This window comes from Hyphomicrobium sp., assembly GCF_019753045.1.
Classification (GTDB): Bacteria; Pseudomonadota; Alphaproteobacteria; order Rhizobiales; family Hyphomicrobiaceae; genus Hyphomicrobium_B.
Genome location: NZ_JAIELN010000024.1, coordinates 1 through 10,106 on the forward strand (window position 1 = coordinate 1; position 10,106 = coordinate 10,106).

At 61.7% G+C, this 10,106-nt stretch carries 7 protein-coding genes and 1 pseudogene; 5 read left to right on the forward strand and 3 right to left on the reverse strand.

Annotated elements, in window-relative coordinates; all coding sequences use genetic code 11:
• Nucleotides 1–93: 93 nt before the first annotated feature.
• A pseudogene (locus K2Q04_RS20590) lies at nucleotides 94–933 on the forward strand (CoA ester lyase); the annotation flags it as partial.
• Between the two features lie 52 nt (nucleotides 934–985).
• A complete protein-coding gene (gene hspQ / locus K2Q04_RS20595; RefSeq protein WP_291167078.1) occupies nucleotides 986–1,318 on the forward strand; it encodes a heat shock protein HspQ in 333 nt (110 codons plus the stop codon).
• Nucleotides 1,319–1,393: 75 nt separating this feature from the next.
• On the opposite strand, the gene K2Q04_RS20600 is transcribed toward hspQ, so the two are convergent.
• Nucleotides 1,394–2,260 carry an invasion associated locus B family protein gene (locus tag K2Q04_RS20600; protein WP_291167081.1) on the reverse strand — a complete coding sequence of 289 codons (867 nt, stop codon included), beginning with the start codon at nucleotides 2,258–2,260 and terminating at the stop codon, nucleotides 1,394–1,396.
• Nucleotides 2,261–2,605: 345 nt separating this feature from the next.
• On the opposite strand from K2Q04_RS20600, the gene K2Q04_RS20605 reads away from it, so the two are divergent.
• Nucleotides 2,606–4,396 carry an extracellular solute-binding protein gene (locus K2Q04_RS20605; protein WP_291167083.1) on the forward strand — a complete coding sequence of 597 codons (1,791 nt, stop codon included), beginning with the start codon at nucleotides 2,606–2,608 and terminating at the stop codon, nucleotides 4,394–4,396.
• A complete protein-coding gene (locus K2Q04_RS20610; protein WP_291167085.1) occupies nucleotides 4,393–5,928 on the forward strand; it encodes a class I adenylate-forming enzyme family protein in 1,536 nt (511 codons plus the stop codon). The genes K2Q04_RS20605 and K2Q04_RS20610 overlap by 4 nt, the downstream gene beginning before the upstream one ends.
• Before the next feature lie 22 nt (nucleotides 5,929–5,950).
• Here the strand turns inward: K2Q04_RS20610 and mfd are convergent, their stop codons facing one another.
• Together mfd and K2Q04_RS20620 are read right to left on the reverse strand one after the other, a co-directional pair.
• A complete protein-coding gene (mfd, locus tag K2Q04_RS20615) occupies nucleotides 5,951–9,436 on the reverse strand; it encodes a transcription-repair coupling factor (RefSeq protein WP_291167087.1) in 3,486 nt (1,161 codons plus the stop codon).
• A gap of 10 nt (nucleotides 9,437–9,446) precedes the next feature.
• Nucleotides 9,447–9,803 (reverse strand): succinate dehydrogenase assembly factor 2, encoded by a 357-nt coding sequence (locus tag K2Q04_RS20620; RefSeq protein ID WP_291167094.1) that lies wholly within the window; start codon nucleotides 9,801–9,803, stop codon nucleotides 9,447–9,449.
• Between the two features lie 53 nt (nucleotides 9,804–9,856).
• On the opposite strand from K2Q04_RS20620, the gene K2Q04_RS20625 reads away from it, so the two are divergent.
• Nucleotides 9,857–10,084 (forward strand): hypothetical protein, encoded by a 228-nt coding sequence (locus K2Q04_RS20625; protein ID WP_291167096.1) that lies wholly within the window; start codon nucleotides 9,857–9,859, stop codon nucleotides 10,082–10,084.
• Nucleotides 10,085–10,106 lie beyond the last annotated feature (22 nt).

Genomic DNA, 10,106 nt, shown 5'->3' on the forward strand with positions numbered 1-10,106 from the left:
CACCTTGGCCAGATAGCGCCGCGCGGCACCCACCTTGGTTTTGATTTTTTCCTCCAGCGCCCGGTCACGTTGATACGAAACAATCGTGATGCGCAAGGCTTCATCCAGATGGTCCGTGACAACGATTTCGGATCGACCGGCGTCTGGACGCGCATCAACTGCCTCAACTCGCCCTGGGTGCTCGACGACGTCACTGAGATCGTCGCCAACGTCGGCAACAAGCTCGATGTCATCATGCTGCCGAAGGTTGAAGGTCCGTGGGACATCCACTACCTCGATCAACTTCTGGCCCAGCTCGAAGCGAAACACGGCGTCAAGAAGCCGATCTTGATCCACGCCATTCTCGAGACCGCCGAGGGCGTCAACAACGTCGAGGCCATCGCTGCCGCCTCTCCGCGAATGCACGGCATGAGCCTCGGCCCGGCCGATCTTGCAGCCTCGCGCGGCATGAAAACGACCCGTGTCGGCGGCGGCCACCCCGATTACGGCGTCCTCGCGGACGCACAGAAGGATAACCCCGGCGCCGTCCGCGCGTTCTATCAGCAGGACCTTTGGCATTACACGGTCGGCAAGATGGTCGACGCCTGCCTCGCCTACGGTCTGAAGCCGTTCTACGGCCCGTTCGGCGACTTCTCGGATCTCGCCGCGTGCGAGGCTCAGTTCCGGAACGCATTTCTGCAGGGTTGCCTCGGCGCCTGGTCGCTGCACCCGTCACAGATCGAGATCGCCAAGCGCGTGTTCTCGCCGGATCCGGCCGAGGTCAAATTCGCAAAACGGATCCTCGACGCCATGCCCGACGGAACCGGCGCAGTCATGCTGGACGGCAAGATGCAGGACGACGCCACCTGGAAGCAGGCCAAGGTCATCGTCGATCTGGCAAAGATCGTCGCGTCAAAGGACCCGGAGCGTGCGGCGCTGTACGGCGCGCTCTAGTCTCCCCAGTTGGGCTTGCGTCGCGAACCGGACCGCCACACATTAAAATGCCATGAACGATATCAAACACGCCAAGTTCGCGATCGGCCAGGTGGTCCGGCATCGACTCTATCCATTTCGCGGACTGATCTTCGATATCGATCCGGAGTTTGCAAACACCGAGGAGTGGTGGCTAGCCATCCCCGAGGAAGTCAGGCCTCGGAAAGATCAGCCCTACTATCATCTCTATGCAGAAAACGCCGAGACGACCTATCTCGCATACGTCTCGGAACAGAACCTGCTGCTGGACGACAATGCCGCGCCGCTCCGTCACCCCGATATCGGTGAGCGTTTCCTGAAGGACGGCAATGGCGGCTATCGCCTTCGTCCTGGCTCGACAAACTAGAACAGCAAAACGCCGTTAAAAAACCGCCCCGGATTTCTCATCCGAGGCGGTTCAAAGCTTGAAAACCAGAAGGCGTTACTGCTTCGGCTTGGCAGGTGCCGCTGCCGGGGCCTTCGTCGAGCTGGTCGTGGTCGGAGGAGCGCCGGGCCCATCGAGCGGCAGGTTCTTCAGCTGGTCTTCCTTCCACTTCTCTGCCATCTGCTGCTGACGCTGACGGATCTGCTGCATCAGCTGGCTGCGGGCCTCGGCATACTTCTTGTTGTCGACCGGAGGTCCGGCTGCGGCTTCGTTATAGCCGTCGAGAGGAACCGGGAAGCCGATCGGCTGTGCTGCAGCGTTCATGGCAAGAACCATGATGCCGCCACCCTTCGACATCTGGTCGAGAATATCCGCTGTGGCTTCCGTTTCGGCCGTGCACCCGGCCGGATGGCAAAGCGCATAATGGAGTTCGATGGGCTTCAACGCCTTCTCATCGATCTTCTCGTTCTTGGACGCAGCCGCCCACTGATCTTTCGTGTAGATCGCGGCGCGGACACCCGGAGGAATGGCCATCCCAAGCGGAACCATGATCATCAGAGATTTCTTGTCGGAGCCTTCGACTTCGCGAATGGCGGCCGAAACGAGAACCATTCCGGTATTGCCGTCGAGCCGCTCATGGTGCGTGAGGCAGAGAGACTTCTCTTCCTTCACTTGCTTGCCGTCCGGCCCCTTCTTTTCGATAGGCGCTTTCTCGCAAAGCTTCACCCAGGCGCTCTTGGGAGCAGCAGCAGCCGCTCCATTGGCCGCAGGCGCTGCCGGTGCCGCAGCAGCCGGTTGAGCTTTTTTCGGCGCAGCCGGTTTCGCTGCATCTTGTGCCCAAGCGGGCGCAGCGGACATCACCGCCGCAACCGCTACGGCCGATACGAGCGCCCTGCCGCCCGCGCGCAATAGTGCGTTTGCCATCAACCTAAAAATCCTCACTTTATTCGTTGTGCCGGCCTCACCGGCGCCTACCCCTAAGTTCATCGCCGTGCGTCAAAAGCTCGCCACCAAGCCTGCGCAGACCCGGCACTGTACTGCCGATCCGGCGCCGAGTAAGGCTCGGATTACGGCAATCACGTGACCGCGGTCTAGCACAATTGGGGGCCGTAGCTCGCGGCCAACCATCGTTGCTTGTCAGCCACTGCGACAAGCTGGACAGCCCCCGCTCGGCCCCGTTAGAAGACCTGAAGTCGCGCTGTCTGTAGCGCCACACTGCCGGGATTATCGCGTAGTAACAAGCCGGTGAAAGCATTTCAGGTACCGGCGATGTCATTCGGGAAGTTTATCCTCTTATTGTTGGTTGTTTTGACTGCGGGCCTCCCGGCCAACGCCGCTCCACAGAGTTCGATCGCGCTTCATGGCGCCCCGCGCCTCGATAAAGGCTTCACGGCCTTTCCCTACGTGAACCCCGAGGCCCCGAAAGGCGGCACTCTGACCCTTGGGGTATTGGGCTCCTACGAGAGCGTGAACCCGCTCATCGTGCAGGGAACGCCGGTGTCAGGCATCCGGGAATTCGTCGTCGAATCGCTGATGGCCCGCAGCCTCGACGAACCGTTCACGCTCTACGGCCTCTTGGCCGATTCAATCGATGTCGCCGACGACCGCAAATCCGTAACGTTCACGATCAATCCCGCGGCACGTTTTTCCGACCGTCAGCCGGTCACCCCGGACGACGTCGTCAAATCGTTCGCCCTCTTGAAGGAAAAAGGCCGCCCGAACCACCGAACATATTTTGCAAAAGTCACCGCCGCCGAGAAAGTCGGCGAGCGCGGCGTCAAGTTCACGTTTCAAGATGCAACGGACCGCGAGCTGCCGCTGATCCTCGGCCTGATGCCGGTCTTCGCCGCCCGCGACATGACTCCGGAACAATTCGAAACCGCCGGGATGAAACCCCTCCTCGGCTCCGGCCCCTACACGGTTTCAAACATCGATGCGGGAAGATCGATCAGCTATCGCCGCGATCCGGACTATTGGGGCAAAGACCTTCCCGTCAATCGCGGCCGCTTCAATTTCGACGATATCCGCTTCGACTATTTCCGCGACGCCTCCGTCATGTTCGAAACCTTCAAGTCCGGCAATATCGATCTGAGGCTCGAAGAAGATCCTGGCCGTTGGGCGGGTGGCTATGACATCCCGCCGGTCCACGACGGCCGCATCGTCAAAGCAGAATTTGACATCGGCCTCCCGGCCGGCATGACGGCGTTCGTCTTCAATACGCGCCGCCCGATCTTCGCCGACCCGCGCGTGCGCCGCGCCCTGATGATGCTGTTCGACTTCGAATGGAGCAATCGGGTCCTTTACAATGGCCTGTTCAAGCGAACCGAGAGCTACTTCGAACGCTCATACTTGGCTTCGACCGGCCATCCGGCTGACGCGCGGGAACGCTCGCTGCTCGCGCCATTCCCGGACGCTGTCCGACCGGAATTCATGGAGGGCACGTACCGGTTTCCGGTGAGCGACGGCAGCGGCCAAAATCGGCCGAACCAGAAGGCGGCCTTTGCGCTGCTGACCGAAGCGGGCCTGGTTCTCAAGGATGGCCGCCTGATCGACCCCAAGACCGGCAAACAGCTCGCCTTTGAAATTCTGGCGAACAGCAACGCGCAGGAAGCACTGCTACTGAGCTACGCTCGAAGTCTCGCACCGCTCGGCGTCGCCGCCCGTGTACGCGTCGTCGACAGCGCCCAATATCAGCAGCGCCTGTCGAGCTTCGACTTCGACATGATCCAGAATTCGTGGCCGTCGTCGCTTTCGCCCGGCAACGAACAGTTGTTCCGGTGGTCAGCCAAGACGGCAGATTCCAAAGGCTCTTACAATTTCGCGGGCGTTCGCAATCCCGCAGCCGATGCCATGATCGAGAGCATGCTTGCAGCCGAGAGCGAGACTGATTTCGTATCGTCCGTCCGCGCCCTCGATCGCGTGCTGCTTTCAGGTGACTACGTCGTTCCCCTGTTTTATATGCCCCGGCAGTGGGTCGCCTACTGGGCGCGTCTCAAGCATCCGGAAAAGACGCCGATCTCCGGATATGCCGTCGATACGTGGTGGATCGAGGAAAAATGACAACGAGCTCCAACAATCCGTTCAATATGGCGAAATACGCCATTGGCGGAGCGGCGCAGCAAACGCCGTCAAAAACAGCCCTGCTCGTCTACGATACCCGCAACCCTGAAACCCCGTTAGAGACGTGGTCGTTCGCAGATATCGAGGATGCCGTTCTTCGCCTCACCGCCGGACTGGCGGCACGCGGACTGAAGCCCGGCGAACGCGTTGCGATCCGCCTCGGAAATTCGAGCCAATCGGCACTTCTGTTCTTCGCAGCGATTGCCGGCGGCTTCGTCGCGCTACCGCTTTCCGATCAGTTGACCGCGCACGAACTCAAAGCGCTGCTTGAGGATAGCGGTGCCTCGGCCATCGCAACGTTCGAACCATTGGGCGCCGGCATCGCACCCGGTGTCACGGAGTTCTCCGCCGAAGATATCGCGTCCCTCATCCGCACGTCCGAACGAGCCGGTTACGCGGCGACCGATGCGGATGATCCTGCCTTCCTGATCTATACGTCGGGCACGACCGCAAAGCCCAAAGGCGTTCTGCACGCCCATCGCTCGGCCAAGGGACGCAGTCCCATGTATCAAGGGTGGTTCGGCATCACCGCTGATGACCGAATGCTCCACGCAGGCGCGTTCAACTGGACGTTCACACTCGGCGTCGGCCTGACCGACCCATGGGCGAACGGCGCGACGGCCATCGTTTGCACCGGAGAGAAATCACCCGAGCTTTGGCCGGCCATCATCGCGGCAACGGGGGCGACCCTCTTCGCCGCCGTCCCGGGCGTATTCCGCCAGATCTTGAAATACGCGCGCCCGACACCCGGCTCTCTCGGCAAGTTGCGCCACGGCTTGATGGGCGGAGAAACACCGCCGCCGGGCCTCGTCGAAGACTGGGGCGCCGCGACGGGCCTGCCACTCTACGAAGCGCTCGGCATGAGCGAAATATCGACCTACATCTCCACCGGCCCCGGCGTTCCGTATCGTCCGGGAACCGTCGGCAAACCTCAACCTGGACGGCGCGTGGCGATCATCCCCGCCGCAGGCGGAAGCGAGCCGCTCCCTCCGGGACAGGAAGGCCTGATCGCGGTCCACCGTTCCGATCCGGGCATGATGCTTGGCTATTGGAACCGCCCGGACGAAGAGGCTGAAGTGTACCGCGGCGAATGGTTTATCGGCGGCGATCTGGGCTGCTTCGACGCCGATGGCTACATCACGCACCTCGGCCGCGTGAACGAGCTGATGAACGCGGGCGGCTATCGCGTATCGCCGCTCGAGATCGAATCCGCGCTAGCGCCATGCCCCGGGGTCGCCGAAGTCGCCTGCACGGAAATCCGCGTCAAAAGCGGCGTATCGATCATCGGCGCCTTCGTGGTTCCGACTGAAGGATCCCCAAAGAACGCCGCAGCGGTAAAGGCGTTCGCCAGCGAACACCTTGCCTCCTACAAGGTGCCGCGTGAAATCGTTTTCGTCGAACGGCTCCCGCGGACACCCAATGGCAAGGTGCAGCGCAAAGCCCTCGCCGCACTCATGGCGACGAGCCCCTGAACGAGCGGTCTCGCCTCTCGGATTAAGCCGCTCGTTTCGTCTTCGCCGCGATATCGGCGAACTGCTGAACGAGCGCTCTCACGCCCTTCAAACGCATCTCCGGCAAATCCCAATCGGAGCGGTAGACGAGGCGCTGATCGGGCTGCACCTTGAGCGCGCCGCGCGAATTCTGCACGAAAGCGATGAGCCCTTCCGGGTTCGCGAACTTCGCCTTGTGCAGCGTAATGACGGCGCCCTTCGGTCCCGCATCGACCTTCGCGATGCCGGCCGCACGGCAAAGCCCCTTGATCTCCATGACGTCGAGAAGATGCTCGACCTCGGCCGGCAGCGGACCGAACCGGTCGACAAGCTCCGCCGCGAACGCGTCGATCTCTGACCGCTTCTCCAAACTCGACAGTCGCCGGTAAAGGCCAAGCCGAAGCTGTAGATCGGCAACATACGTATCCGGAATCATGATCGACGTGCCGAGCTGGATCTCCGGGCTCCACTTGTCGTCGGCTTCGAGATCGCCGCCCTTCATTGCAGAAACGGCTTCTTCCAGCATCGACTGATAGAGTTCGAAACCGACCTCCTTGATGTGGCCGGACTGCTCTTCGCCGAGAAGATTGCCGCCGCCGCGAATATCGAGATCGTGCGACGCCAACGAGAAACCCGCGCCCAGCGTATCGAGCGATTGCAGAACCTTCAGCCGCTTTTCCGCGCCTTCGGTGAGCTTCTTGTCGGGCGGCGTCGTGATGTAGGCGTAAGCGCGCGTCTTCGACCGGCCGACGCGACCACGCAGCTGATAGAGCTGCGCCAAGCCGAACATATCGGCCCGGTGAACAATCAGCGTGTTCGCATTCGGCACGTCGAGGCCGGACTCGACAATCGCCGTCGACAGCAGAATATCGTACTTGCCCTCGTAGAACGCGGTCATCACGTCCTCGAGCTCCGTCGGCGACATCTGCCCCGTCGCGCGGGCGAAGACGAGATCTGGAACCGCTTCGCGGAGGAACTCCGACATCTCATCGAGATCGGAAATCCTGGGCGCCACGTAATACGTCTGTCCGCCGCGGAAACGCTCGCGCCGCAGCGCTTCTTTCAGAATGACCGGATCGAACGGTGAGATGAACGTTCGCACCGCCAACCGGTCGACGGGTGGCGTGGTGATCAGCGAAAGCTCGCGCACGCCCGTCAAGGCAAGCTGCAGCGTGCGCGGTATCGGCGTCGCCGAGAGCGTCAGCACATGCACGTCTTCGCGCATCTTCTTCAGGCGCTCTTTGTGATTGACGCCGAAGTGCTGCTCTTCGTCGATGATAAGAAGGCCGAGCCGCGCGAACTCGATGCCCTTGCCGAGCAAGGCATGCGTGCCGACGACGATATCGATATCGCCGGATTTCACTCCCGCCTTCACCTCGGCCAGTTCTTTCGTCCCGACCATGCGCGACGCCTGCGCGATCTTCACGGGCAGGCCCTGGAACCGCTGCGTGAACGTGCGGAAATGTTGCCGCGCAAGCAGCGTCGTCGGCACGACGACGGCGACCTGCAAACCGTTCATCGCCGCAACGAACGCCGCGCGAATGGCGACTTCCGTCTTGCCGAAGCCGACGTCGCCGCAGACGAGCCGGTCCATCGGCTTGCCCGACGCCAAATCGCCGAGAACCGCATCGATGCTCGCTGCCTGATCCTCGGTCTCCTCGTAGGGAAACCGCGCGACGAATTCATCGTAAGCGCCTGTCGGCGGAACGAGCACCGGAGCTTCCCGCAACGCCCGAAGCGCCGCGATCTTGATCAGCTCGTTTGCGATCTCCCGCAGGCGCTTCTTGAGCTTCGCCTTGCGTGTCTGCCAGCCGACGCCGCCGAGCCGGTCGAGCTGCGCATCCCCTTCATCAGCGCCGTAACGCGTCAGAAGCTCGATGTTCTCGACCGGCAGGAACAGCTTGTCGCCGCCGGCATACTGCAGCTCGAGGCAGTCATGTGGAGCCCCGAGCGCCGTGATCGTCTGCAGCCCTGAGAACCGTCCGATGCCGTGATCGCTGTGAACGACGAGATCGCCGACCGACAGGCTCGTCGCTTCGGTCAGAACATCCGCCGCCTTACGGGCGCGACGGCGCTGGCGCACCAGCCGGTCGCCCAGAATGTCCTGTTCGGCGACGACGGCAAAATCGGGAGTTTCGAAACCTTCCTCGATGCCGAACACCGCGAACGCCGTCTCCCCGGGCGGCAGCGCGAGAACTTCCGCGAAGTTCTCGACTTTCACGGCGTTCTCGAGACCATGGTCTTCGAGCAGAGTAATCAGGCGTTCGCGCGCACCCGGCGTCCACGCCGCAAGAATGACCCTGCGGTTCTCCGCGTGAACGCGCCGGATATGCGCAACCGCCGCATCAAAGACGTTGGCGTCAGGATTGGCGCGTTCGGCTGCGAACGTTCGCCCGCGCTTTCCGTGCATCGAATAAACGTTCGTCGCGCCGGGATCGTCGAATGGCGTCAGACGCGAGACCGTCCGCGAAGCGAGTGCGGCCGCCCAATCTTTCGGCTCGAGAAACATCTGGTCGGGCGGCACGGGCTTGTAAGGCGGCGCGCCGAAGCGTTGGCCCTCGAGTGAATCGACGCGCGCCTCGTAGTGCTCGCGGATCTGCTCGAACCGCCGCTCGATCGCTTCATCATCGAGATGATCGAAACTGACGCCAACGCCCGGCAGATAGTCGAAGAGCGTCTCGAGACTCGGATGAAAGAACGGCAGCCAGTGCTCCTGGCCGACGTACCGCCGCCCGCTGCTGACCGATTCATAGAGCGGATCATCGCCCGTATTGCCACCAAAGAGTGCGACGTAGCGCGTCCGGAACAATGCGGTCGCGGCTTCCCCGAAGGCGACTTCGCTGACGGGCATCAACGAAAACTTCGGCACCGGCTTCAGCGAGCGCTGCGTCTCGGCGTCGAAGGCCTTGATGGACTCGAGCGTATCGCCGAAGAAATCGAGACGGATGGGATTGCTCCGTCCGGGCGGATAAAGGTCGATGATGCCGCCGCGCTGCGCGTATTCGCCCGGCTCCATCACCGTGCTCGACCGGTCGTAGCCGTAGGATTCGAGCCGCTTGATGAGATCCGCCGGATCGAGCCGCGTCGCCGGCGCGATCGTCTTGACGGCGCCACGAATGAAGCTCCGCGGCGGCAGACGCTGCAAAATCGCATTGATGGTCGTCAGCACCAGCGTCGGCTTTTTGCGTCCGCCGACGGCAAGCTTTCCGAGCGCCGTGATCCGCTTCGACACGATTTCCGGATTGGGGCTCGTCCGGTCGTAGGGAACGGTATCCCACGACGGAAACGGCACGATGGCGATGTCGGGAGCAAAAAACGCGACCGCCGCCTGAAGCTCGTCGAGCCTCCGGTCGTCCCGCGCGATATGGAGGTGCAGACCGGGCTGGTCGCCGGTGCGCGCAGCCTTCGTGATGTCGGCAACGACGCGGCCGTCAAAACCTTCCGGAACACCCGTAAATACGGCGCGAGAGTTTTGCACTTTTGTTGTCATCTAATGCGTCTTATCTCGTCTCTGCCGTAAGGCCATGGAAGGCCCGAATATCGTTCAGCAGGTCCTCGAATTCGATGCCGCTGTAACCCTGGCCGGAGAAGATCCACTGCTGAAGTGAGGGATCGGGAATTGTCATGAAACGCTCGAAGCGCTCGATCTGTTCAAGAGTATAGGAGTGAAGCCGGTCATCGGCATAGCGCCCGACCAGCACGTCCATTTCCTTGGTGCCGCGGTGGTGAGCGCGATAAGACGCACGCCGCCTTCTCGCCTCGAGATCGTCCGTCATATGAAGTCCGGGTTGCATGGCAATGGTAAAAGCGTCGGCAGCAGCTTGACTGAGCGCCGGCCGGCCGTCACGGTGCGCCATTCGCGAAGGGTTCCTATACCGCCCACTGCTCCCCGCGCCTAGCGCACCCGGCGATGCTTATTGCCGCGACCAACGGTAGCGGCCCCGCGACACCTGCCAACGGCGAGCCTAATTCTACGATGCGACCAGCCTTTCTCAATCCGCTTTTCGCGTCGGCGCAAACCCTGGCCGGGATCGGCCCGCGCCTCATTCTGCTTTTGAAAAAATGTCTGGGTACTTATGAAAAGTCACAACACAAGGGCAGCGCAATCAACTTTTCAAAACTGGAGTGGGCTCTCTAAATGCATTCAAAAAAGCTTCGAG

What these genes read in the sequence shown, in the direction of transcription:
- hspQ (WP_291167078.1), top strand. Translation starts at nt 986, where the DNA reads ATGAACGATATCAAACACGCCAAGTTCGCGATCGGCCAGGTGGTCCGG.
- K2Q04_RS20600 (WP_291167081.1), bottom strand. Translation starts at nt 2,260, where the DNA reads ATGGCAAACGCACTATTGCGCGCGGGCGGCAGGGCGCTCGTATCGGCC.
- K2Q04_RS20605 (WP_291167083.1), top strand. Translation starts at nt 2,606, where the DNA reads ATGTCATTCGGGAAGTTTATCCTCTTATTGTTGGTTGTTTTGACTGCG.
- K2Q04_RS20610 (WP_291167085.1), top strand. Translation starts at nt 4,393, where the DNA reads ATGACAACGAGCTCCAACAATCCGTTCAATATGGCGAAATACGCCATT.
- mfd (WP_291167087.1), bottom strand. Translation starts at nt 9,436, where the DNA reads ATGACAACAAAAGTGCAAAACTCTCGCGCCGTATTTACGGGTGTTCCG.
- K2Q04_RS20620 (WP_291167094.1), bottom strand. Translation starts at nt 9,803, where the DNA reads ATGGCGCACCGTGACGGCCGGCCGGCGCTCAGTCAAGCTGCTGCCGAC.
- K2Q04_RS20625 (WP_291167096.1), top strand. Translation starts at nt 9,857, where the DNA reads ATGCTTATTGCCGCGACCAACGGTAGCGGCCCCGCGACACCTGCCAAC.